At 55.3% G+C, this 21,392-nt stretch carries 22 protein-coding genes and 6 pseudogenes; 16 read left to right on the forward strand and 12 right to left on the reverse strand.

All coding sequences use genetic code 11. The features are described 5' to 3' along the window. Positions 1 to 33 precede the first annotated feature (33 nt). The 4 genes and pseudogenes from tnpB to ACZ89R_RS28275 all read left to right on the forward strand — a co-directional run bounded on the left by tnpB (position 34) and on the right by ACZ89R_RS28275 (position 3,007). Positions 34 to 235 (forward strand): annotated as a pseudogene (gene tnpB / locus ACZ89R_RS28260) (IS66 family insertion sequence element accessory protein TnpB). A gap of 167 nt (positions 236 to 402) precedes the next feature. Beyond that, positions 403 to 979 (forward strand): annotated as a pseudogene (locus ACZ89R_RS28265) (IS66 family transposase zinc-finger binding domain-containing protein); the annotation flags it as partial. A 131-nt stretch (positions 980 to 1,110) separates the two neighbouring features. Further along, positions 1,111 to 1,590: pseudogene (locus tag ACZ89R_RS28270) on the forward strand (transposase); the annotation flags it as partial. 493 nt (positions 1,591 to 2,083) lie between these two features. Beyond that, positions 2,084 to 3,007: a hypothetical protein gene (locus ACZ89R_RS28275; protein WP_429547429.1), complete on the forward strand. Its 924-nt coding sequence runs from the start codon at positions 2,084 to 2,086 to the stop codon at positions 3,005 to 3,007. A gap of 119 nt (positions 3,008 to 3,126) precedes the next feature. On the opposite strand, the pseudogene ACZ89R_RS28280 reads toward ACZ89R_RS28275, so the two are convergent. Further along, positions 3,127 to 3,255, reverse strand: a pseudogene (locus ACZ89R_RS28280) (IS481 family transposase); the annotation flags it as partial. A 160-nt stretch (positions 3,256 to 3,415) separates the two neighbouring features. Between ACZ89R_RS28280 and ACZ89R_RS28285 the strand changes: the two are divergent. From ACZ89R_RS28285 to ACZ89R_RS28295, 3 genes and pseudogenes are all read left to right on the forward strand, one after another. After that, positions 3,416 to 3,665: pseudogene (locus tag ACZ89R_RS28285) on the forward strand (transposase); the annotation flags it as partial. Between the two features lie 243 nt (positions 3,666 to 3,908). Continuing rightward, positions 3,909 to 4,616 (forward strand): hypothetical protein, encoded by a 708-nt coding sequence (locus ACZ89R_RS28290; protein ID WP_429547428.1) that lies wholly within the window; start codon positions 3,909 to 3,911, stop codon positions 4,614 to 4,616. A gap of 310 nt (positions 4,617 to 4,926) precedes the next feature. Further along, a pseudogene (locus ACZ89R_RS28295) lies at positions 4,927 to 5,844 on the forward strand (IS3 family transposase); the annotation flags it as partial. Between the two features lie 54 nt (positions 5,845 to 5,898). Here ACZ89R_RS28295 and ACZ89R_RS28300 read toward each other — a convergent pair. The 10 genes from ACZ89R_RS28300 to ACZ89R_RS28345 all read right to left on the reverse strand — a co-directional run bounded on the left by ACZ89R_RS28300 (position 5,899) and on the right by ACZ89R_RS28345 (position 14,292). Further along, entirely contained in the window at positions 5,899 to 6,951 is a 1,053-nt protein-coding gene (locus tag ACZ89R_RS28300) for an EscU/YscU/HrcU family type III secretion system export apparatus switch protein (protein ID WP_429547427.1), read from the reverse strand. Beyond that, complete coding sequence (sctT, locus tag ACZ89R_RS28305; RefSeq protein WP_429547426.1) at positions 6,948 to 7,736, reverse strand: type III secretion system export apparatus subunit SctT; 789 nt, start codon at positions 7,734 to 7,736, stop codon at positions 6,948 to 6,950. Before sctT ends, ACZ89R_RS28300 begins: the two co-directional genes overlap by 4 nt. A 2-nt stretch (positions 7,737 to 7,738) precedes the next feature. After that, entirely contained in the window at positions 7,739 to 8,008 is a 270-nt protein-coding gene (gene sctS, locus ACZ89R_RS28310) for a type III secretion system export apparatus subunit SctS (protein ID WP_429547425.1), read from the reverse strand. A gap of 12 nt (positions 8,009 to 8,020) precedes the next feature. Continuing rightward, a complete protein-coding gene (gene sctR / locus ACZ89R_RS28315) occupies positions 8,021 to 8,671 on the reverse strand; it encodes a type III secretion system export apparatus subunit SctR (protein WP_429547424.1) in 651 nt (216 codons plus the stop codon). 86 nt (positions 8,672 to 8,757) lie between these two features. Continuing rightward, complete coding sequence (sctQ, locus tag ACZ89R_RS28320; protein ID WP_429547423.1) at positions 8,758 to 9,630, reverse strand: type III secretion system cytoplasmic ring protein SctQ; 873 nt, start codon at positions 9,628 to 9,630, stop codon at positions 8,758 to 8,760. 83 nt (positions 9,631 to 9,713) lie between these two features. Further along, positions 9,714 to 10,178 carry a hypothetical protein gene (locus tag ACZ89R_RS28325; protein ID WP_429547422.1) on the reverse strand — a complete coding sequence of 155 codons (465 nt, stop codon included), beginning with the start codon at positions 10,176 to 10,178 and terminating at the stop codon, positions 9,714 to 9,716. 2 nt (positions 10,179 to 10,180) lie between these two features. Next, the gene (locus ACZ89R_RS28330) at positions 10,181 to 10,564 is read right to left on the reverse strand and encodes a hypothetical protein (protein WP_429547421.1); all 384 of its coding nucleotides are present in this window, start codon (positions 10,562 to 10,564) and stop codon (positions 10,181 to 10,183) included. Then, positions 10,543 to 11,811: a type III secretion system ATPase SctN gene (gene sctN / locus ACZ89R_RS28335; RefSeq protein WP_429547420.1), complete on the reverse strand. Its 1,269-nt coding sequence runs from the start codon at positions 11,809 to 11,811 to the stop codon at positions 10,543 to 10,545. Before sctN ends, ACZ89R_RS28330 begins: the two co-directional genes overlap by 22 nt. 73 nt (positions 11,812 to 11,884) lie before the next feature. Further along, entirely contained in the window at positions 11,885 to 13,927 is a 2,043-nt protein-coding gene (locus ACZ89R_RS28340; protein WP_429547419.1) for an EscV/YscV/HrcV family type III secretion system export apparatus protein, read from the reverse strand. Beyond that, positions 13,924 to 14,292, reverse strand: coding sequence for a hypothetical protein (locus ACZ89R_RS28345; RefSeq protein ID WP_429547418.1), 369 nt, complete (start codon positions 14,290 to 14,292; stop codon positions 13,924 to 13,926). The genes ACZ89R_RS28340 and ACZ89R_RS28345 overlap by 4 nt, the downstream gene beginning before the upstream one ends. Before the next feature lie 244 nt (positions 14,293 to 14,536). On the opposite strand from ACZ89R_RS28345, the gene ACZ89R_RS28350 reads away from it, so the two are divergent. The 5 genes from ACZ89R_RS28350 to ACZ89R_RS28370 are packed head-to-tail and all read left to right on the forward strand — an operon-like array spanning position 14,537 to position 17,266. Continuing rightward, a complete protein-coding gene (locus ACZ89R_RS28350) occupies positions 14,537 to 14,938 on the forward strand; it encodes a hypothetical protein (protein ID WP_429547417.1) in 402 nt (133 codons plus the stop codon). A gap of 8 nt (positions 14,939 to 14,946) precedes the next feature. Then, positions 14,947 to 15,585 carry a hypothetical protein gene (locus tag ACZ89R_RS28355; protein ID WP_429547416.1) on the forward strand — a complete coding sequence of 213 codons (639 nt, stop codon included), beginning with the start codon at positions 14,947 to 14,949 and terminating at the stop codon, positions 15,583 to 15,585. Further along, positions 15,530 to 15,844, forward strand: coding sequence for a histidine kinase dimerization/phospho-acceptor domain-containing protein (locus ACZ89R_RS28360; protein ID WP_429547940.1), 315 nt, complete (start codon positions 15,530 to 15,532; stop codon positions 15,842 to 15,844). The genes ACZ89R_RS28355 and ACZ89R_RS28360 overlap by 56 nt, the downstream gene beginning before the upstream one ends. Beyond that, on the forward strand, positions 15,789 to 17,063 hold the full coding sequence (locus ACZ89R_RS28365; protein WP_429547415.1) for an ATP-binding protein: 1,275 nt from the start codon (positions 15,789 to 15,791) through the stop codon (positions 17,061 to 17,063). Before ACZ89R_RS28360 ends, ACZ89R_RS28365 begins: the two co-directional genes overlap by 56 nt. Beyond that, positions 17,006 to 17,266, forward strand: a complete 261-nt coding sequence (locus ACZ89R_RS28370; RefSeq protein WP_429547414.1) for an Hpt domain-containing protein — start codon at positions 17,006 to 17,008, stop codon at positions 17,264 to 17,266. The genes ACZ89R_RS28365 and ACZ89R_RS28370 overlap by 58 nt, the downstream gene beginning before the upstream one ends. On the opposite strand, the gene ACZ89R_RS28375 is transcribed toward ACZ89R_RS28370, so the two are convergent. Continuing rightward, a complete protein-coding gene (locus ACZ89R_RS28375) occupies positions 17,235 to 17,873 on the reverse strand; it encodes a two component system response regulator (protein WP_429547413.1) in 639 nt (212 codons plus the stop codon). The genes ACZ89R_RS28370 and ACZ89R_RS28375 overlap by 32 nt on opposite strands. A 133-nt stretch (positions 17,874 to 18,006) precedes the next feature. Between ACZ89R_RS28375 and ACZ89R_RS28380 the strand changes: the two genes are divergently transcribed. Genes ACZ89R_RS28380 through ACZ89R_RS28395 form a run of 4 tightly spaced genes read left to right on the forward strand, consistent with a single transcriptional unit; the run spans position 18,007 to position 21,371 of the window. Then, a complete protein-coding gene (locus ACZ89R_RS28380) occupies positions 18,007 to 18,402 on the forward strand; it encodes a hypothetical protein (protein WP_429547412.1) in 396 nt (131 codons plus the stop codon). A 20-nt stretch (positions 18,403 to 18,422) separates the two neighbouring features. Further along, positions 18,423 to 19,883: an EscC/YscC/HrcC family type III secretion system outer membrane ring protein gene (locus tag ACZ89R_RS28385; protein ID WP_429547411.1), complete on the forward strand. Its 1,461-nt coding sequence runs from the start codon at positions 18,423 to 18,425 to the stop codon at positions 19,881 to 19,883. A 16-nt stretch (positions 19,884 to 19,899) separates the two neighbouring features. Then, on the forward strand, positions 19,900 to 21,117 hold the full coding sequence (gene sctD, locus ACZ89R_RS28390; protein WP_429547410.1) for a type III secretion system inner membrane ring subunit SctD: 1,218 nt from the start codon (positions 19,900 to 19,902) through the stop codon (positions 21,115 to 21,117). 26 nt (positions 21,118 to 21,143) lie between these two features. Beyond that, positions 21,144 to 21,371: an EscE/YscE/SsaE family type III secretion system needle protein co-chaperone gene (locus tag ACZ89R_RS28395; RefSeq protein WP_429547409.1), complete on the forward strand. Its 228-nt coding sequence runs from the start codon at positions 21,144 to 21,146 to the stop codon at positions 21,369 to 21,371. The last annotated feature ends 21 nt before the right edge of the window (positions 21,372 to 21,392 follow it).

Genomic DNA, 21,392 nt, shown 5'->3' on the forward strand with positions numbered 1-21,392 from the left:
GACGCCATCTGGCTCGCCACCGAGCCCATGGACATGCGCGCCGGCACCGACACCGCGCTGGCGCGGGTGGTCGCCGTGTTCGGTGCGGCGCAGCCGCACGGTGCTTATCTGTTTGCCAATCGCCGCCACGCGCATCAAGGTGCTGGTGCATGACGGTTTGGGTATCTGGCTGGCGGCGCGCCGCCTGCATCAAGGCAAGTTCTTCTGGCCGGGTCTCGGCATGGTTTGCAAATAGAAATGGACACCGAACAACTGCACGCCCTGGTGCTGGGTTTGCCTTGGCAAAGTGTCGAACCAGGCAACGCGATTTCCATCGTATAACGCCTGCTATGACCAGCCAGGCCGTGCAATTGTCCGATGAGCCTATCGTCGGTTTTGGCCTGCTCTGGCAAAATCTGCAGCATGACTTCGCTGCCCTATCTCGACCAACTAACCCCTGAACAACTGCGCGCTCTGGCGGCGCAGTTGATGCAACGCGTCGAGAATCTCGATCAAAAAATCGAGACCATGGGCAGGCAAATCCACCACCACAAAACGGTCAACGAAAAACTGGCCCGCGAGATCGCGCAGCTCAAGCGCTTCAAGTTTGCCAAGCGCAACGAGCAACTGAGCCCGGATCAAGCCAGCCTGCTCGATGACCTGATCGATACCGACATCGCGGCCATCGAAGCCGAACTTGAAGCACTGCAACCCGCTTGCGTTTCGACCGAGGCTCGGCAGAAACCTAAACGTGCCGTCTTGCCGCCGCAGTTTCCGCGCGCCTTGATCCACCATGAACCCGTTAAACAGTCATTGCCAGTGCGGCTGCGCCCTCAAACGTATCGGCGAGGATGTCAGCGAGAAACTCGACTACACGCCGGGCGTATTCACCGTTGAGCTGCACATCCGTGGCAAGTGGGTCTACGATCAAAGCGAAACCCTGATCCAAGCACCGGTTCCGGCTCAAGTCATCGACAAGGGCATCCCAACCGCAGGGCTGTTCGATTCACCACACCGCGGGTTCAACCGAAAGACCGTCACAGTTGTGACCGATAACGGCCAGCGCGAAGGTGTAATTCGTTTTGTGTAAATGGTTATTTGGCAGGAAACTGCCTACCTCAAGGTCATCCCATGACCGATCCAAAACCCAAGCACGCCAAACGAGTCAAGCCCAATCCTGAGCTGGTTAAATTGGCCAACAGCCTGTTGGCCAATTACAAAATAGCCCAAGGTTCTCATCGGCGAAAACGGCCTGCTCAAGCAGTTGACCAAGATGCTGGTCGAGCGAGCCCTTGAAGCCAAATGAGACCGAACATTTGGCGCACGACAAAAGCGCGACGATCACCAACCCCGCCCCCAATGCCCCCAATGCCCGCAACGGTCACAGCGGTAAACCCTGAAGGGTAATTTCAGCGAACTGCCGCTCGACATCCTCGCGACCGTCAGGCGTCCTTCGAGCCGCAGTTGGTAGCCAAGCGCCAAACCCGCTGGACAGGCTTCGATGACAAAGTCATTTTCCTCTACGCCCGAGGCCTGAGCGTCAGCGAAATCCAGGCGCATATGCAGGAAATGTACGGTACTGAGGTCTCTCCCAGCCTGATCTCGGCGATTCGGCTGTGTCGATTTTTGCGTCGGGACGCATCATGACGGTGGGCTCCAGAAAGGAACCGGGAGCAGAGCATCCGGGATCAGGTGATGGGTTTGAATATAAGGTTCATCGCTCGGCTACGAACAAATAGGCCGGGGCTACGGTAAAAAAAGAATATTTGAGGGGATTTCGGAAGAGTGTGCTGCAGTGGGTTGTACTCTATTAGGGCGCTCTGAAAAAGACTTCCATGTTTGGCGAAATAATCTCCGCACATAAACTTAAATGTTGACGGCTATGAAAAACAGCGATAGAGGGGAAAGCCATGGATTATTGGTGGGGGCTATATTTTTCGATTCGGCTTAGATGTTTTAACTTCAAGCAGCGAGGGTATCAAAAGTCGATGGGTATTTCAGAGCGTTATTAAACATCTATTGATGGTGGCTGGGATTGGTGGTCAAGTAAGGCCATATTTTAATTGTCTAGTGCTTGTCTCAATATGGCATCCTGGGGAAGTATATGCGGATATCAAGTGCGTTTGGTTTAGTTGATTTTGGCTCTGTTGGAAATAATGAGGGATTGGAAAAAAAAGCCAGTGCGGCTCCCGTGAAAAATATGCAAGCCGGGACTTCGATTGTGCATATGGGTGCCGCTGTTCAATCGCCCGAAAGTGCGGTTGTAGAAAATGGCTCGAAAGGGATTTTCGGCATTGCTCAAACGCTTTTTACTGTGCTGAACAAGGCAGTTAATTTTTTCAAGGGGTTGTTCCCGAACATACCTTTGCCAGTGCCCCCTTGGCTAGTCGGGCCTGCGCCGTTCAACCCTGCACCTGTCAACCCCACTCCTGTTAATCCGTTCCCATATTCCCCAAGTCCTGCCTCGGGTAAAAAACCAGATGACATATGGGGAGGCTTCGCGCAAGGCCCCGACGGTAACTGTGTCACTGTTGCCGGGATCAAGGCGGCCATGATGAAGTTTGGTCAGAAGCCTACCGATATATTCACAGAGGTGAAGAAAATTAATAACGGTTATGAAGTGGTGATGAGGGACGGATTTAAGCTTCAACTAAGCGAATCAGAATTGCAGTTAGCGTCCAGCCGTGCACAGTTTCGAGGGAGTAATCGGGAAATGTTCGATGATGCCAATTTTCTGTTTGCCGCGAGTGCCAAGAGAGCACAAATGGAAAATAATGATGGCACTGCGAATCGCAGTTTTAGTTGGGCGATATATACGCTGAATGATGGTGAGCACTCCAGAGAAGGCTTGCTGCGGCTTGGCTTGAAAGACCATATCAGAACAGTCCCTTTGGAGTTTCTGCAAAATGGCATGATCGGTACAGTAGAGCGGGGTGGTCATTCCGTGGCGGTAATAAATGGTCGTGAAGAGCTCTGGGGTCGACCTGGAGGCGCTCCCACATGGGGGTTTGTCACGGGTCTTGTTTAAGCTGAGGGTGTAATAAAGACCACTTTTCAAACCACATGTAGAAGCTCAGACTTGATCTGACAGTTACTGAGTTTTCGGTCGTGACTGGCAGGTCAAGTTCAGTTGACCATTCTGGCGTGTCAGATTTTACTTTCATCCTCAAATGTCGCGACTAGTGTACGGCCACAACACATTTTTCCCTGAGGGGGTCGTTCATCATTGTAGTGAGTGATCCACTGGTCAAGATAGGTTTGTAATTGCTCCATGCTTTGTGAACGAGCCCCATGAAAGACAGGACACCGTTTCTCCCTTACGATAAGGGATAGGCAAACGGTTATGTTTATGACTAGGCTCTGTACGAAATCCTTTGAAACCTCATTGCAGCCTTTCAAGTGTCACCATCCAGTAGAGTCCGCGCCTATTCAGGCGATGGCAAAGCGGTATGAACTTCCCGATGCAGCCTGGGAAATGGTTGCAGACCTCTTTACGGAAAGCTGGTGAAGCGGCCGGCCCCGCGTCGATGACTGCCTGATGTGCTCTGTTCCGGCGCCGCCTGGCGGATATGCCCGAGCGTTTCGGCTTGTGGTCAACTGTCTACCAGCGGTTTCGGGATTGGTGTAATCGAGGCACGTTCGACCTGATGCTCAAGCGATTGTACATCAGGCTGAACTGGGTTGGCTGAAGGAAACCCGTCGCATCGTTACGCTCTTCGACAAGCTCGCGAAAAGCTATTCAGCGGCCTCGTTGGCTTGTTCTATGCGGTGTTTATGACATTACTAATGAGATGGTCTCCCCCCCCCCCCCCCCCCCCCGCATTACGGCCTAAGTGAAAAACAAAAATTCAAGACTAGTCGTGATATATAAGCCTTTCTCCCTGCGCGCGCAATAACACCTACTGCAGCATCAATATCAGGAGTAAAACATGGAAGCAGCTTGCATCTCGACCCCTTTTACCAATGGCTTGCATCGATCAGTGAGCGCACCCATCATGAAGGGTGTCGACCCGACTAAAATTGACAACTGCCCAGCTTTTAGGGAGCAGATTGTTAAAAACATCTCTACTGGAAATTTAGTAGAGGGATCAGTAGTATTTGACTCGACACTTGACGGCCACGACCTGCACCAATTCAAAGGGCTAGTCTACAGAAGCGAGAGCGAGTTCAGGCCTTCTATATTAGAAAATGGATTTGAATCAAAAAACGATATCTCCACCCCTGAAAATTATCGAGAAAGCACCGGGATTGGCATTAAAGACGGAAATTCCGATAGTGGAGTCGGCGTCGGCGCTACTGGCCAGAGCGGCGTCTCCACAGCAAAAGAGTATGATAAATGTAAAAGCTACGGAAACATTCATTATGTAGTCGATACGCGGTTGCTCCCCCCAAGCGAAAAAGCTTTTGATATGGAAAACAATACCAAAAGCAATAAGCTGACCTACGACGATTCGAGCGAGGTCAACATTACTAGAATACCAAGCTATGCGATAGTTGGCGTATTTGAAGGGGATGCCCCGAGAGGGATAATGTCTCTTCCTGCTTATTATTCCACCATTATGTTTGACGAAGAGGAGGGGAAAGAAATTAAGAAAACCATGATAAAAAACTACAGCGTCGACCATGACGGAATATAATCTCTGCGATAATTTATTATATTGGCACTTAGGCTCTGTACAAAGAATATTGTCGCAAACACTAAATGGCATAGACCAATGAGACCATCTCCGCAAAACTTTTCGCAAGCTTATCGAGGCGCATAACGATGCGACGGTTCTCCTTCATCCAATAAGCGCGGACTCTACTGGATGGTGGTGCTTGAAAGACTGCAATGAGGTTTCAAAGGATTTCGTACAGAGCCTAGTTGCAACGCCAAGAGTGGGGAGCTTTAGGGCCAGGAGAGGCGACGCCGCTGAAGCCCAGAGCAAAAACTGGCCATGGTAAACAGAAATCCTCAAAGAGGCCGTGGAGATCGCTCGGTCGCGAAAATGGATTGCGCACTCACCCTTGCTGCCGGGGGACGACCAGTGAAGCTGGTCAGCGAATGTCTCTGTGTGGCGCGCTCGCAATTAACGGTTCGAATCAAGCAGTCGGCGTCGCCCAAAGCACGGCGAAGGAGGCTTGTGAATGACGCTGAATTGGTGGTCGAAATTCAGCAACAAGTCAGCGAGTTACCCAGCTATGGTTACCGTCGTGTCTGGGGGTTGCTGCGTCGCGTCCGTGAAACCCAGTTGCTGCCCGCGATCAACGTGAAGCGGGTATACCGGGTCATGTGTGATCACAACTTGCTGCTTGTAGCGCCGCCTCAAACAGCCCAGTGTGCCAAATCGGCACGAAGGCCGTATTGCGGTGCAAATCAGCGATACGCGTTGGTGTTCGGACGGCTTTGAGTTCCGTTGCGAGGACGGCGCCAAACTGAGCGTGACCTTCGCACTGGATTGCTGTGATCGCGAAGCCATCGGCTAGGTCGCGAGCCCGACCGGGTACAGTGGCGATGATATCCGCGATTTGATGCTGGAAAGCGTGGAGAAACGCTTTGGTGGTCAACTGCCCGCCACGCCGGTGCAATGGTTAAGCGACAACGGTTCGGCGTACACCGCCGAACAGACACGCCTGTTTGCTCGACAGATTGGCTTGCAGCCGGTGACTACCCCAGTTCGCAGCCCGCAGAGCAACGGCATTGCCGAGAGCTTCGTGAAGACGATCAAGCGTGACTACGTGGCGCACATGCCCAAGTCGGATCGAGAAACGGCGCTGCGTAACTTGGCAATTGCCTTCGAACATTACAATGAGCAGCATCCGCACAGCGCTTTGAACTATCGCTCGCCGAGGGAGTTCAGGCGCTTGGCGGTCGCATCAATTTAACAGGGAGTTAGTGTCCGGTTTTGCAGGGGCAAGTCCAAAAGGCTCGTCGCGCGATCATGGCGTCTCATGCTCATAGTCCAGTTTCATGGCGATTCGCAGAATATGGGCCACTGGTTCGAACAGTTCCGCAGGAATGTAGCGCCCTACGTCGCACTGGGCGGCTAGGGCGCGGGCGGTAAGGATGTTCTCGACCACCGGGATGCCGGCCTTCTCGGCGAGGGCGATTATGTTGAGTGCAACATGGTCGTGACCGATTTCGATGACCTTTGGCAAGGGGGTTTCACCCGGTTTGAAGTACAGGCAGACCGCAATGTGGGTGGGGTTACGCACTACCACTGTGGATTTTGAGACGTTCGCTGCCAGACTGCCGCTTTGCACTTCCCGATGGGTTTCCTTGCGTTTTTGTTTCATCTGCGGATCGCCTTCGGCGTTTTTGTACTCTTGCTTGATGTCCTCCAGTGACATCATCAATTGCTGATTGGTGTTGTATCGCTGGAAGGCAGCGTCAGCGGTGCCCACTATCACGTAAAAGCCAATCAGCACCGCCCACATCCAATACAGCAATTGTATGCTGACCTCTAAACCGCAAGCCACGCTGCACAGGGGCAGGAATTGAATGGATGGTGCGTACTGTCGGATCAGGTAGAAAAATATCAGTGATAACACTCCGACTTTGGCAATGGACTTGCTAAATTCGAACAGGCTGTGCATGGAGAACATTTGTTTGGCGTTTGCCAGTGGGCTGAGTCGTTCCAGGGATGGCTTGAGCGCCTCGGATGCGAGCAGCGGCCCGGTCTGGACAATGACGGCCACAATGGTCATTGCGATCAGTATGGCGGCGATGCCTCCTGCCACGCGAACTACGATACTTGCAAGCAGCTCGCCCACTTGCTTGATCGCCGAGGCTAGGTCCCGGTTGATGGTGTTGATGGTGGTGTCAATCAGGAGCGTGCAACTGTCGAGCAGATAGTCACCTTCGAATATGAAATAGCCGAGCATTACTGCTAATTGCACGCCGCTGGTAACCTCCATGCTTTTGGCGACTTGTCCCTTGGCTCGGGCTTCGCGAATTTTTTTCGCCGTGGGCTGCTCGGTTTTTTCGCTCATCGCAGTTGGTCCATTAACGTGAGCACGTGTTTCACCCATTGCGTGCTTTGTTCAAGAGGGGCGTTAAACGCGAACTCCAGGCTCATTACCAACATCAGCAGGACGAAGGCGCTTTTGATTGGCATCGACAGAAAAAATACATTCAGTTGCCGGGCCGAGCGGTTGACCAATCCCAAGGCCATATCGACCAGAAGAATGACGACAATCGCGGGCATCGAGAAACGCAGGCATAGCTCATAGGTCAGTTGCCACTGCTGTGACAGGAACGCCAGAAAGCCGAGGCCGAAATGAAAGACCTCCCCAGGGGGGAGAGCGGTGTAGGAGTGATAGATCCCTGCGATTAGCTGGTTGAGCCCCCCGCTTACCAGGAACAATACGCCGAATATCTGAGTAAACAGAATGCCGAACAACGATGATTGTTCACCCAGTAGCGGGTTGAGCACACTGGCCATTGAAGACCCGCGCAGGGTGTCGATGAGAAACCCGGCCATGTCCATGGCCCAGAACGGAATGGCTGCGCAAAAACCCATCAACAGGCCGATGCTCAACTCACCGACGATCAGTATCAGGTAGCGTCCGGCCGTGGCGTTCTGGCGGACGGCTTCCAGGGTGGGCCAGGTGTCATGAAGCGGAATCAGCGGCAGGGCTATCATCAGCACCAGAGCGTTGCGCACCAAGGTGCCGCCCAAGGCTGCCTGATTGAACAGCGGTACCATCAACATCACCCCTAGGGGGCGCAGCATGCAGAGGCCGACAATGGGCAGCCATTGGGTGAGGACCTCCACGCTCAGGCTCTCATTTGATTGATCAAGTCGAACGAGCGGTTGGTGTAGGCGAGAAGGATGTCGCCCATCCAGCTGAAGGTCATCGCCAGGGTAATGGCGACGGCCACCAGTTTAATCAAAAACTGGATGGTTTGGTCCTGCACCTGGGTCAGGGCTTGCACGAGGCTGATGAGTACCCCGACCACGGAGGCGACCACTACCACTGGTAACGACAGTAGCAGGACCAACCACATCATCTGCATGGCCAGTTGGGTGATCAGGGCTTCGCTCATCGTGCCATTCCCTCAGTTAAACGAAAGCATAAGTTGGCCTAGCAGCTTTTCCCAGCCATTCATCAGCACGAACACCAGTAGCTTCAGGGGCATCGAGATGGTCATCGGTGAAACCATCATCATGCCCATGGCGAGCAGGACGTTGGAGACGATCAGGTCGATGGCGATAAAGGGCAGATACAGCAACAGGCCGATCTTGAACGCTTCGATCAACTGGCTGACGGTGAAGGCCGGCAACAGCACCAGCAAGGAGTTGGCGGGGAGGCGTTCGTGGTATTTTTCCGGCCAGATATCACGGCCGATGCTTGAGAAAAAAAGCGCCTGGTCCGGGGCAGTATTGCGCTCGAGGAAGACCCTGTAGGGTGCCAGAATGCCGCTGTCAATTTGTTTGATGAAGTCGTCGGACTCGCTTTGAATGGGGTTGGCCGCCAGATTGTCCTGAATCTCAAAGCCGATCGGGGCCATGATAAACATCGTCAGGATCAATGCCAGACCGTACATGGCAATATTGGGCGGGATTTGTTGGATGCCCAGAGCATTGCGCAGTAGTGAGAAAACTACCGCGAGCTTCAGGAAGGATGTCCCCAGGATCATCAATAGCGGCAATATTGATACGGCAGACAGCAGAAGGATCAGATGCAGTGGCTGGTCCAGCAAGTTCATTGATTCGCTCCGGGGGCTGTTCTTCCATTATTGGCTGAGCATTACCTCCCGGCTATCCGGCGCATACCTGAGTTTTTTCTTCGACGTCAGAGAAGACGATCGATGCGTACGGCCAGTCTTCCATCGATCTCCAACAGCAGGCCATGAGCGATGGGTTTGCCAGCTACCTTTAGCGTGACGATGTGATCGGCGTGGGTCGGCCCTTCCAGTACATCTCCGACCCGCAGGTGCGCCAATTGATGCAGGGGGACTTCGAACGTGGCCACTTGAGCGACGACAGTCAGCAGAAACGTGTTCCCTTGTGGCGCGTTGGATTCGCAAGGGGCGGGGAAAGCGTCCAGCCAGTCGTTGACGTCGTCCATAACAGCCTCCAGGGTAAGGGTCGTCGTGCCGTGAGTCGAGAGTGTGGCCAGTGGGCGGGTCAGGAATAAACCCAGCTGGCCATCGGATACCCGGTAGGTGTGGTGTAACAGCAGGCCATCACCTGGTTGCAGGCGTTCAAGAGTGTGTTGATCGAGATAGCTCCAGCCGGCGATCAGGGCAACGGGGAGCGTGCGATTGCCACAGTCGTTATTCATGTCTATCGCCAGGAACACTTCACTGAGGCTATCGATCCATTGCACCGGTGCTTCCAGTACCCAGGCATCCAGTCGTCGATCTTTGTGTTCGAAGCGCAGGCACCAGTAGGGAGCCGTCTTGACCGTTGCCGCTTCCAGAGTGGGGGCCGTGGGCCAGGCAATCGTGCTGTTCTCCAGCGCTATACCCGCCGAAGCGAGGGTCCAGCTCGCCAGGACCGCATGCAGTTCAGGGGGGACGGCTGACCAGTCGGGTACTTCGAGAACGGGGCTGATCCAGTGGCACCAGGCGTGGGGCGCGAACCAGAGGCGAACCGGCTGATCCAGGACTTGGGCGTGCATGATCAACCCATCGCCTGCGCCGATGCCATAGGTAATGGTCATGGCTCCATCGTAGCATTCAAATCGCCGTCCGGGACCGATTTTCCGTAGCAAATCACCTTCGGCTTGGCTCAGTTTCGGTAGTTTCACCAAGGCTCTCCATTTATGTACTGTAGTTCCAGTGCCACCGGACGATTGAATATCGCGACCAGTTCGACTTCGAGCGTCGCGCGAGTACCGACGATGCGTTCAAAAGTGCTGCGCTCGGGGACCTTGATGCTCAGACGCAGCAGGTCGGCCTGGGCGCTGGCGCGTATCTCCAACCCCGCCAAGGGGCCATTGGTCAACCGCAGGTCAAGGGGGCCTGGGCACGTCCGGCCTAGGCTGCGCAGACGTGTGATGTCAGGGGCGAATGCTTGTGCCAGGGCCGGTCGCAAGTTCTGCTGCCCTGCGTCATCGAGGGGGAGAGGTGTTTGAAACATGTTCTTGGGGGGAGGTGGGTTCAGAAATGCCTCGAAATCGCGTTGTTGTTCGTGGCTGGTGTGAGGGTCGGAGGGATTGTGTGGCGTGTAGCGCCACAAGGGGGCGGATAGGTTTTTCAAGTAAGTCATGGTCACTCCAGAAGCCAATTCAGTTTTTCTTGCTCCACCAGCAGTTTGTGCAGTTGTAGCTGGCCTTCTGCTTGTTCACGGTGTATTCGGTGTTGTTCGGTGTCCAGAGTTTCGAGTCGGTCAGCCATGAGATGGTCTTGATGGTGGAAATGGGCAAGCTCGATTTTCAGTTTTTGCAGTGCGATGTGGTCGAGGACCTGCGATGTCGCGCTACGCTCACGCCAGTGGTTCCAGAGTTGACAGCGTTGCTCCGTTACCCGGGCAATGCTGTCTTGCAGTTCGATTTGCTGGTGTGCCAAAGCGCTCAGCGCGGCGCGCTGGCGTTTTTCGCGTTGTTGCTTGAGTGATAGCAAGCGCCTAAGGGTCAGTCTTTCAATGTTTGGCATAGGCGCTCGATTGTTTCGTGGAACGTGTTCTTTTGCCTGGTGGGCTGGCACAAAAATCCTTGGATCGCTTCGCGGCGGGCGAGAGCTTCATCGGCTTCGCTGTCTTGACCAGTCTGGTACTCACCCACCCTGACCAGTAACTCGATGTCCTTGTAGGCCGACATCAGCCGCCGCACTTTTCCGGCCATTTGCTGGTGCTCGGCATCGACGATCTGGCTCATCACCCGACTGATGCTGGCTCCAATGTCAATTGCAGGATAGTGATTGGCTTCGGCAAGCTTGCGTGACAGCACGATATGGCCGTCGAGAATCGAGCGCACTTCGTCAGCCACCGGTTCGTTCATGTTGTCGCCTTCGACCAGTACGGTATAGATCCCGGTGATACTACCGACGGCGGCAGGTCCCGCACGCTCTAGCAGGCCAGGCAGGCGGGCGAAGAAGCTGGGCGGATAGCCGCCCGTGCTGCACGGCTCCCCAGCGGCCACGCCAATCTCCCGAGCGGCACGGGCAAACCGGGTTAATGAATCCATCATCAGCAGGACGGTTTTGCCTTGATCACGGAAATACTCAGCGATGGTGGTCGCCGTGTAGGCGGCGTACAGTCGTTCGAGTGCGGGGCGGTCGGAGGTCGATACCACCACAATGGTGCGTTCGCGGGCGGCTGGGGATAGAGTGTGTTCAAGGAACTCACTGACCTCTCGTCCCCGCTCCCCGATCAGGGCTATCACGATCACATCGGCCAGGTTGCCATCACATACCATCGCCAGTAACGTACTTTTACCGCCTCCTGCGGCGGCAAAAATGCCGATCCTCTGACCGACTCCGCAGGTCAGCAGTGCGTCAATTGCCCGTACCCCCAGTGGTAAGGGGGTGTCTATGATTGGGCGGGTGAGGGCGTTGGGTGCATGACGTTCGAGACCGCGCCACAGGCAATCGGAGGGGGGATTGCTGCCATCCAGTGGACGACCCAGGCCATCAACGACGCTGCCAAGCAGGAACTCGCCCAAGGCGATTTCATGGGGTTTTCCCAGTGCGTGTACATGACTGCCCGTGGTTACGCCAAGGGGAGCGCTGAAGGGCGATAACACGGCGTAATCACCGTCAATGGCCACCACTTCAGCCTCGATGTTAGACGGTTCCAAGCGGCACCGTTCGCCTAGCCCGACGCCAGGCAGGGATGCCCGTAACAAAGTGGGGCCGACTTCGGTGATTCGACCGTTTAAGTGTTCACCGACCTCTGCCGTCATTGCCTGCGCCGGTACAAAGGACGGCTGTTGGCCGAGCAAGTCTAGAAGGGTGGGATATTCTGGTGCGCGCATATCAGGCCTGCCCGATCAAGTCGATATTGCCTATGACGCGCAATTCGACTTCATCGCCCAGCTCCTGAAACGACAGGACATGCAGGCCTGAGTATTCACGCTCGACAATCTTGCGCACAAAACGCCGCACATCAATGGCGGTGATCAGCACGGCGCGGCGTGGGTCGCTGTCGCCGACGCGCTCGCGGATACCTTCGATTATTGCCTGATTCTGAGTCGCTTCCAGCGTTGAATAAGACCCGGCGGCCGTCTGCCGGATCGATTCGCGGACCAGGCCTTCGATGCGGTCGCCGATCATCCAGCCACTGATCCAGCCTTGGTTGCCGCGGTAGCGTGTGGTGATGTGGCGACGTAAGGCCACCCGTACGTACTCATTGAGCATGATGGGGTCTTTTTCCCGGGGTGACCATTCTGACAAGGCTTCGAGAATGCTGCGCAGATCGCGGATAGAAACGCCTTCACCTACCAGGCGCTGCAGTACATCGGCAATGCGCCCGATGGGCATTTGTCTTTGAACCTCCTTGACCAGTTCGGCATGGCTATTTTCCATAGAGTCCATGAGGTAGCGCGTTTCTTGCACACCGATAAAGTCTGCAGCGTAGTAGTCCACGACCAGGGACAGGCAGTGGGTGATGCGGGCTTCGTCCCTATGCAACACGACGCCCAGGGCGCTCAGTGTTTCATTGTGTTCGGGGGCGAGCCATTGCAAGGTATGGCCGCCAAAGTGCAATTTGTCATTACGTAGTGTTTGAGCCAAAGGCATGGAGTGCGCGTCGGCCAGGAACAACCCTTCGGGCACTATTAACGTCAGGACCGGCTCTTGGTATAGCAGGATGCGCAAGGTGCCGGGTTCAAGTGAGGCGTCGATCTGGAGGAGGATGTCGGGCAGGGGGATACCCAAGTGCTCAAATTTTTTCTGGCGCAACTGGCGAAAAGCTTCGCCCAGCGCTCTGGAGCGGCCGCCGTCACTGGCAATTCGTACTATCAACGGTGTCGCACCGGGTGTCATCGTCGGTTGAGCATCTTCACCGCTCAAGCCTGACTGCCCATCGGGTGATGTGCTGCTCCTACGGGGTGGACGTTTATTGATCCACCAAGAACCTCCATAGACCGCTCCGGCCAGGCCGATAAAGTAGATGGCCGGGAAGCCGGGGATCAGGGCGAATACCAACAATACCCCAGCGGCCAGGCTCAATGCCTGGGGTTGCCGGCTGATTTGTTCAGTCAGGTCATTTGCCAGGTTCTGGCGCAGCTCCCCCGGTACGCGGGTGACAATAATGCCCGCAGTGATGGAAATCAGGAGTGCCGGAATCTGGCTGATCAGACCATCGCCGATTGACAGAATGGAGTAGGTGGACATGGCGGCACTTGCGCTCATGTCATGCATGAACACGCCTACGGCAGTGCCACCAAGGATGTTGACCAGAATAATGATGATGCCTGCGATGGCATCGCCCTTGACGAATTTCATCGCGCCATCCATCGCACCGTACAGTTGGCTTTCCTTCTGCACCAAGCCGCGCTGGCGACGGGCTTCATTGGCGTCGATGATTCCGGCGCGCATGTCGCCATCGATGCTCATCTGCTTGCCCGGCATGGCATCAAGGGAAAAACGTGCGCCGACTTCGGCGACGCGTTCGGAGCCTTTGGTGATCACGATGAATTGCACAATGGTGATGATGGTGAATACGATCAGCCCGACACCCAGGTTACCTCCGACGGCGAAGTTACCGAATGTGTAAATGATTTCCCCAGCGTCGGCTTGCAGCAGAATCAGTCGGGTGGTGCTGATGGTCAGCGCCAGGCGAAACAGGGTAGTAATCAGCAAAACTGCCGGGAAGGTCGAGAACTCCAGTGGCTCACGGATGTACAGGGCCATCATCAACAGCATAATGGACATGGTTAGGTTGATGGTGATCAACAGGTCCACGAGCCCGGTGGGCAGGGGAATGATCATCATGAATACAGCTAGTAGCAGGAGCACCGCGAGTGCAATGTCCTGACGGCCTGCTGCCAGCACGAGCCAGCGGTTGATATGTTTCATTGGTTATCCCCTGCATGGCGTTCGAGCAGCCGACGCATGGTGTGCAAGCATGCAACCCATTGATTGACGTCACTGCCGGGCGCCAACGTGGCACTGAGCATTTGCTGGTTGCCCACGACATAAGCGCGTAGCGCAATCCCTTGGGTGAAGGCAGGGTGGCAGCGTCCCAAGAGGATCTTGAGCGTACTGATACGTCGGCAGGCTTCGACTGGGCGAGCCAGTGAGATCAACACGCGACCCTGGGTATTTTCGAGATACAGCCGAAAGGGGGGCAAGGAAAACTCCATACGGGATTCAATACGACAAGGGCCAAGGTCCGACAAACGCAGGAACCCTTCAATACTGCGTTGTGTTTGTAGGTCCATCCTTATTCTCTTCACGGGGGGGGGCTGTTGGAGCTATGAAGCCAGACCGGTAAACCGGAGGGGATGATCCAGAGTCAGCAGGCCTTTGAGCTATACGGCCTTCACCTGAGTTATTAGCAGTGTCTCGTGGTGTATCGTTTTGTACGCCATGCGTGCGTGGCGCAACGTGTCGAGACCAATCCGTATGTATAAGTTTTGGTAAGCCTCACTGACTCGCAGTGTCATCGTCACTCTGTTCTGCGCCATGAGCGCTTTCTGGTTGCTGTCCGAGGCCATCGGTTTTTACTACCGCTACAGCAAAGCCGTGGCTGAGGTCAGGATAGAACTAGGCTGGGAGTTGAGTAGGGTGGCGCAAGCAGAAAACCGCCGCTATCAGTTGGCCCAGGTACGGGTCGACATTTTGCTGCGTCTGTGGAGTGAGTTGCTCGGAAATGCGCGTTTGTTGGCGGCGCCGGGCGTGGGTCTGAAGCACACGGTATTCGTTCCCTTCGACGGGGTTCGCGTGGATCAGGAGCGTGTTGCCGTTGCTGGTAAGGTGATTGAGACTTTCGGTAACTCAGACCCGGCCAGTCGGGTTGACACTTTTTTGTTGGTGCCGGGCCAGGGGGGGGTTATCGTCCTGTGGGCCGATCAGCCGTCGATATGAAACTCAGGATGCAGACGGTACTGTCCCATCAGTATGGTTCGACCACCAGTGACAACAGTTGGGGAGCCGTGTTCGAGGATGGTCGTGGTCATCTGCGTAGTGCTGTGGCTGCGATCGATCTGCGTTCGGGTATTACAGCGGGGCAGTTAGTGCGGGTTGACGATTTGAGCGCACGCAAATCTGAATTCTCGTACATCTTGCGCAATACCAGCGGCAGGAGCCTGTGGAGCGATATCGGAACAAGGAGCGTGCTACAGGAGTCACTTGGCGTTCTGCCGGATTGTGATCAGGGGGCCGCACGCGTCGTGGGCTGGATTGTGGACTGTACCCCGCTGAAGGGGCCGCCATTGCAGTTGTCCGCTTTTGTACGCAGTGATGTCGTAATGAGTCGGGTGCTGCCGCTGCTACCTTGGACATTTCTGGCTCACTTGCTGCTGTTATTGGTTATTGCTCTGATCCTCCAGCGCCAGTTGGGGCGGCCGTTGAAAGCCATCATCGAACTCATGCATCTCCAAAAACAATTCACCGACTTGAACTTCCGACTGCCAGAGAGGCGCAAGGACGAGCTGGGATGCATCGCCATTGCCTACAATGCGCTGCTCAAGACCCTTGGTGCCTATCACCAGACCTTGGAAAGACAAAGTTAGAAGTCAGACCCGCGAGCTGGATGTTGCCAAGTGTATTGCCGAACGAGCGAGCCATCTTAAGAGCGAACATCTGATACATATCAGCCATGAGATACGTACGCCTCTCAACGGCATTATGGGGGCTCTCAGCCTGCTGGAGCGCAGCACCTTGTCCGAGCAGCAACAGGAGTTGATCGCCCGCGCGCCAGTCCTCCGATTTTCTGTTGAGTATCATCAACAACCTGTTGGATTTCTCTCGGATCGAAGCTGGGCAACTTGAGTTGTCTTACGAGCAAACGGCAATCTTTTCGATGCTTGATCGGGCACTTCTGACGATCAATCTGGGGGGCCAGGAAAAGGGCTTGGAGCTGCGCACCCAGGTGGCGGCCAATGTGCCTCGGTCGATGTCAGTCGATGGGGTTCGGGTGCAACAGATTCTGATCAACCTCTTGGCCAATGCAGTGAAGTTCACTGCTCAAGGCGGGGTGTATGTGTGGGTGGAGCGTCGGGCAGAGATGATGGCAATTGCGGTGCAGGACACGGGTAATGGCATACCGGAAGATAATCAGCTTGATATCTTCATGCCGTTCATCCAAGTGCGCGCCCATGACAACGGAAGCGGGATGGGATTGGCGATCGCGTCGCGGCTCGCCAGCCTGATGGGAGCAGAAATTCTGCTTTCCAGTCAGGTCGGGGTTGGATCGACCTTTACTATGTTGCTGCCGATACGCGATCCCGATGGGCCGTCATTGGTCTTCTCCGCCAGGCTGCCCGTTCCTGTCCCCGTTGCGTTGCAGCCGCAGCTGTCCATTTGGGGGATCGAGACCCAGCCGGGCGATTCACCGTTACTGGACATGCCGGAACTGGTCTACTTGCCTGGCAGGTTATGGCAGAAGATCAGCGCCATTTTATTCGAAGAAAAGTTTGTGGGTGAAAAACTCATCTCAATTGCCCGTTGCCCGTGGATACTGAAAGTCTTGATTGTCGATGACCTCCAAATCAATCGCGATATCGTACGCAAGATGCTCCATGCGCTCGGGCATCACTCATATTCAGCGTCCTCGGGCGAAGAGGCTTTGAGTCTTGGGCGAGCGCATGTGTTCGATTGGGTGTTGGTGGATATCCGCATGCCGGACATGGAGGGCTTGCAAGTCACCCGCCTCTGGCGCGATATGAGTAAAGGAATCCTTGATCCGGACACTCCCATTATGGCACTCACAGCCAGCACACTCCCCGTTGATCGTCACAAGGCTCGGGCAGTCGGCATGAATGGGTATCTGGTCAAGCCGTTGAGCCTGGAACAATTGGCGAGAAAGGGGGGCAAGTCGTGTCTCTGCAACTGGCGCGTGGGATCGACCTGGCGCCGAACCGCAAGCTGTAGCAACCGCTCTTCGACCTTACCGACAGGGTTTTGCGCGCCAACCTTTATGAGACGCTCGAGATGCTTTATCAGGGTATTGAAGTGTCGTGGCGCAATCAGAAAGAGTCGTGTTTGTTGAGGTTGTTGCACACCCTTAAGGGGTGTGCCGGACAGGGTGGCCTGGAGTACGTGCACGAATTGGCACAGGGCCAGGAAACCCTGATTAGCCAGGGCGGGTGGCCAAGTAGCCAAGACATCAGAGACTTGCTTGTAGGTATTCGGCAGAAGGAAGAAGGTCCGTCACATGCCGTCAGTGGATACCCAGACGGTAAGCCCAGTTGACCAGATCCGCGATGTTATGTGCGTTGAGTTTGCGCATGAGGTTCAGGCGGTGAGTTTCGACCGTCTTGACAGTAATCGACAGCTTTTCGGATATATCGCGGTTACGGTCGCCTTCGGCAATCAGTTTGAGTATTTGGCGTTCGCGGGTGGTCAGGGTGCTCAGTCCGCCGACATTCGGAGTGTTTGTCACGTGGGCCAGGTTGAGCGCGGGGTCGAGGAAAACCTTGCCCGCGATGGCAGTTTGGAGGCCGGTCAACAATGTTTGCTGTGAACTTTTTTTTAATACGTAGCCGAGCGCGCCCGCAGCTAATGCATCGCGGGCACGGTGTTCGGATGCGTCTGCCGTGAACACAACGATGATCAGCTCGGGCTTGCGCCGTTTCAGTTGGTGGATGACATCGATGCCGTCCATGCCAGGCAGGCCCAAATCTAGCAGAACAACGTCAGGGTCAAGTTCCTGACAGGCCGCATAGACGCTCAAACCATCAACAATTTCTCCGACGACCTCATAGTTGGGTTGCGTCGACATCAGGATTTTGATGCCGTAAAGGAGCAAGTGATGATCTTCGACGATCAATATTCGTTGTGGGTTGGGTGTGAGTTTCATGTGTGGCTGCATGATCAAAAACCTGACTTTCATTAGAGACAGGGGGTAAAGGCTATAGGGTTCAGGTTATTACCGGATTGAGACTTGGCTCAAAACTGAGAAAATCGTGTAATTCACTTCCAGTGATAACGCTATGAAATTTTCTTCTTCTTTGGCAGGGCTTGAAACGATTCGCGTCCTTGAACGGGGGGGGCAACGCTGGCATCTGACCCTGTCCGGTGTCCCCGGGTGGTACTGGGAATATCCACTGGGCCTGTGCGTTGCCTTGGCGATTGAGCACCCATCCATTGATGATGAGTGGTTGGTTCGCACCAGTTTGTGGCTGGCATCGATCCCGGAGGGGCGGGACGACAGTCTTTTATTGGAAGGGGAGCGTGTTTTTCTGGTGCGTCGGCATGAATGCCAATGTCCGCCCGAGGAGCTGCAAGCGCGTGTTCAACAACAATTGTCCATCGCTTGTTGGTTCGCGACCCATGACGACTCGTCTGTATTGTCCACCGAGACGCGCGCAGTGGGGCAACTTGCATGAGACGGTTGAAGAGCTGCCTGATGGGGGTGGCAGTACTGAGCGTAGCTATGAGTGCAAACGGAGCGATTGCGCCCCCTGGTTCGTCAGCCTTTTTCTTGAACACCCGTGGCGCCAAGCTGGCGGATGTCTTGCGTGACTTGGGGGCCAACTATCAAGTTCCCGTGATCGTTAGCCCTCAGATAAGCGAATCCTTTATCGGGCGTTTGGACGGTCATACACCCGAACAAATGCTTGAACATCTGGCGCAGCTCTACAAGCTTGCCTGGCACTACGACGGACAAGCGATTCATGTCTACAAGGCGCAGGAGGTGGGCAGTCGATTGCTGACACCGGCTTATCTGACGGTACAGACTTTGATTACTCAATTGCAGTCCACCGGAGTCCTGGATAAGGGTTACTGCCGTGTACGCAGCGTGCCGAGCTCCAATGCGCTGGAGGTGCTGGGTGTTCCCGCGTGCATGGAGCGAGTATCACGCCTGGCAGAAGGGCTCGATCAACAGAAGTTCAATCGTGAGCGCAACCAGGAGGAGATTGGGGTGTTTGTTCTGAAGTACGCCGCGGCTGCCGATACCCATTACACCTATCGTACCCAGCAGGTGGTGGTTCCTGGGGTTGTGTCGGTGCTCAAGGACATGGCGCAAGGCAGAACCTTGCCGCTCAATGAGAATCAGGGCGAACCGTCAGCGGATGACCGTAGCTCGCCCACGTTCTCCGCCGACCCACGACAGAACGCGGTTCTGGTGCGCGATCGCAAGCTCAACCTGCCGCTGTATGCCGACCTGATCGCCCGGCTTGATAACAAGCCATCGTTGATCGAGATTTCGGTGGCGATCATCGATGTCAATTCCCAGGACCTTAGTGCCCTGGGGGTCGATTGGTCGGGGGGGGCGCGCATCGGTGGTGTGGGTGTCAGCTTCAACAGCGGTGTGGAGGGGGGGGGCGAAAATTTTTCTACAGTGATCTCCAACACCGGAAACTTCATGGTCCGTCTTAACGCCCTTCAGCGAAAAGCCAAGGCGCGCATTTTATCGCGTCCCTCGGTGCTCACGCTGAGCAACATGCAAGCAGTGCTTGATCGTAATACCACTTTCTACACCAAGCTGGTGTCGGAAAACGTCGCTAAGCTTGAGTCTATTTCGGCCGGTTCACTGCTGCGAGTGACGCCACGATTGATTGGCGAAGAGGGCCAGCAGGAAGTCATGTTGACGCTGAACGTCCAAGATGGACGGCAGATCGGTCCGATCAGTGAGAGTGAGCCTTTGCCCCAAACGCTGAATTCGGAGATATCTACCCAAGCTTTGCTTAAGGCAGGACAAGCGTTATTGCTGGGCGGATTTGTCCAGGATGAAGAAAGCGAAGGCGTGCGTAAGGTTCCCCTGCTGGGGGATATTCCTTTCATTGGCTCGTTGTTTAGATCGACTCAGAAGGTGAGCCGCCAAACCGTCCGTTTGTTTCTGATCAAAGCCGATCCTTGGCAATAACCCTGATAGGCTGCTGATGGACTGTACCTACAAACTCAAGTGGCTGAACGGACCGTTAACGGGTCGCGAATTGGCATTGCCGGTGGGCGAGCTGGAGATAGGGGGACAGGACTCGGACATTGCGCTGTGCCTTGAGCTGGATGCACAGGCAAGGTTGTCGATTGAAGAGGAGGCCATCAGGCTGGTATCCGTGACGCCTGTCTGGGTCGACGGGCAGGTTTGGGAGCTAGAGCAGGTACTGCCTTTGGGGCGTGTGATCGACCTTGCCGGGCAGGCCTTTATTCTGGGGCTGTCCGGCGATGAGCTGTCGATGCAGGGCGTGCCGGCGCGTTTGACGCGGCACCCTGCGAAGGGCCGGTCTATATGGCGTTGGGGGGCGGGTGTGCTGGTTTGTGGGCTGGTATTGGTCATGGGGCTGATGGCCTTGCGACCGGTCACTACGGCGTTGCCCGTAGATCTGGATGACTGGCTGGCGACGCAATTGCAAGACCCTCAGCTCTCTGGTTTGAGTGTCCAGCGGGATAAATGGGGCGGCCTGGTCCTCACGGGCCTGTGTCACTCTTCACACAGTGTCGAGGGGCTGCGCCTGAAGCTACGGGAAGTAGGTGTGTTTTTATACGACGAAAGCGTTTGTGCCGACACTTTGCGTGACAGTGTACGTTCGGTACTGAACTTGAACGGATATCGGGATGTCGAGGTCCAGAGCGAGGCGCTTCTAAGTCGCGTTGTGATTTTCGGCAACATCGTCGCTGATTCGGCCTGGCGGCGTACCAGCGCTCAGTTGAGAACGATCCAGGCGTTGGAAGGGTGGAGGGTGGTCAACGATCAGGCGCTTTTATTCGATGACTTGCTGACTCGTCTCGAGTCTCAGCAAGTGTTGGACGGCCTGAGCATCAGGGTCTCCGACAGTACCTTGTGGGTCAGTGGTCAATTGGATGCCCAGAGCTTGGCTGTCGTGACCGAAGTACTCGATGCATTTAACCGCGAGGGCCCGCCGCGCTTGTTGGCTGTTTTTCAAAAAATTCCAGGAATGGCCTCTGCTGATCGATATTTACCCTCCCCCGTCGTCGGTATCGCTGGCAATGAAGAGTTTCCCTATATCCAACTGGCCAATGGCATGCGCTTGCAGCCGGGCGGCGTCTTGCCGAGTGGCTACCGGATTTACGAGCTTAATCGCTCTTCGTTGACCTTGCTCAAGGACCAGGACCTGATATCGCTACCGTTGGATCTGTAAAACGCTGGATTAGTAGGGGAAGTTGAATGGCCCGTCTCACGTACCTGGAAGACGTCTTGTACGCCGATACGGAGGGCACATTGTGCCGGCACTTGCTGGCCGCTCTTCGAGAAGCTGAACACGGCGCGCGCGGACAATTGCGTGAGCCACAACCAGCGGCGAGGTTCCAGGCACTGGAGCATTCTGCCAATGCTTGCGCCAGTGCGGTGCAGGTTATTGAGATATTGTGGGCGCGGTATCACGCTGATGCGTAGTGCCAACTCGCCGACGCCGAG

The organism is Pseudomonas sp. TE3728 (assembly GCF_056279145.1).

Bases quoted from the DNA above. Each gene is read 5' to 3' on its own strand.
- ACZ89R_RS28345 (WP_429547418.1), bottom strand. From the start codon at position 14,292: ATGGACCTACAAACACAACGCAGTATTGAAGGGTTCCTGCGTTTGTCG.
- ACZ89R_RS28385 (WP_429547411.1), top strand. From the start codon at position 18,423: ATGGGGGTGGCAGTACTGAGCGTAGCTATGAGTGCAAACGGAGCGATT.
- ACZ89R_RS28360 (WP_429547940.1), top strand. From the start codon at position 15,530: ATGCGCTGCTCAAGACCCTTGGTGCCTATCACCAGACCTTGGAAAGAC.
- sctD (WP_429547410.1), top strand. From the start codon at position 19,900: ATGGACTGTACCTACAAACTCAAGTGGCTGAACGGACCGTTAACGGGT.
- ACZ89R_RS28275 (WP_429547429.1), top strand. From the start codon at position 2,084: ATGCGGATATCAAGTGCGTTTGGTTTAGTTGATTTTGGCTCTGTTGGA.
- ACZ89R_RS28340 (WP_429547419.1), bottom strand. From the start codon at position 13,927: ATGAAACATATCAACCGCTGGCTCGTGCTGGCAGCAGGCCGTCAGGAC.
- sctQ (WP_429547423.1), bottom strand. From the start codon at position 9,630: ATGACCATTACCTATGGCATCGGCGCAGGCGATGGGTTGATCATGCAC.
- sctN (WP_429547420.1), bottom strand. From the start codon at position 11,811: ATGACGGCAGAGGTCGGTGAACACTTAAACGGTCGAATCACCGAAGTC.
- sctS (WP_429547425.1), bottom strand. From the start codon at position 8,008: ATGAGCGAAGCCCTGATCACCCAACTGGCCATGCAGATGATGTGGTTG.
- sctR (WP_429547424.1), bottom strand. From the start codon at position 8,671: ATGAACTTGCTGGACCAGCCACTGCATCTGATCCTTCTGCTGTCTGCC.
- ACZ89R_RS28350 (WP_429547417.1), top strand. From the start codon at position 14,537: ATGAGCGCTTTCTGGTTGCTGTCCGAGGCCATCGGTTTTTACTACCGC.
- ACZ89R_RS28325 (WP_429547422.1), bottom strand. From the start codon at position 10,178: ATGACTTACTTGAAAAACCTATCCGCCCCCTTGTGGCGCTACACGCCA.
- ACZ89R_RS28370 (WP_429547414.1), top strand. From the start codon at position 17,006: ATGCTTTATCAGGGTATTGAAGTGTCGTGGCGCAATCAGAAAGAGTCG.
- ACZ89R_RS28395 (WP_429547409.1), top strand. From the start codon at position 21,144: ATGGCCCGTCTCACGTACCTGGAAGACGTCTTGTACGCCGATACGGAG.
- ACZ89R_RS28300 (WP_429547427.1), bottom strand. From the start codon at position 6,951: ATGAGCGAAAAAACCGAGCAGCCCACGGCGAAAAAAATTCGCGAAGCC.
- ACZ89R_RS28380 (WP_429547412.1), top strand. From the start codon at position 18,007: ATGAAATTTTCTTCTTCTTTGGCAGGGCTTGAAACGATTCGCGTCCTT.
- ACZ89R_RS28355 (WP_429547416.1), top strand. From the start codon at position 14,947: ATGCAGACGGTACTGTCCCATCAGTATGGTTCGACCACCAGTGACAAC.
- ACZ89R_RS28330 (WP_429547421.1), bottom strand. From the start codon at position 10,564: ATGCCAAACATTGAAAGACTGACCCTTAGGCGCTTGCTATCACTCAAG.
- ACZ89R_RS28375 (WP_429547413.1), bottom strand. From the start codon at position 17,873: ATGAAACTCACACCCAACCCACAACGAATATTGATCGTCGAAGATCAT.
- ACZ89R_RS28290 (WP_429547428.1), top strand. From the start codon at position 3,909: ATGGAAGCAGCTTGCATCTCGACCCCTTTTACCAATGGCTTGCATCGA.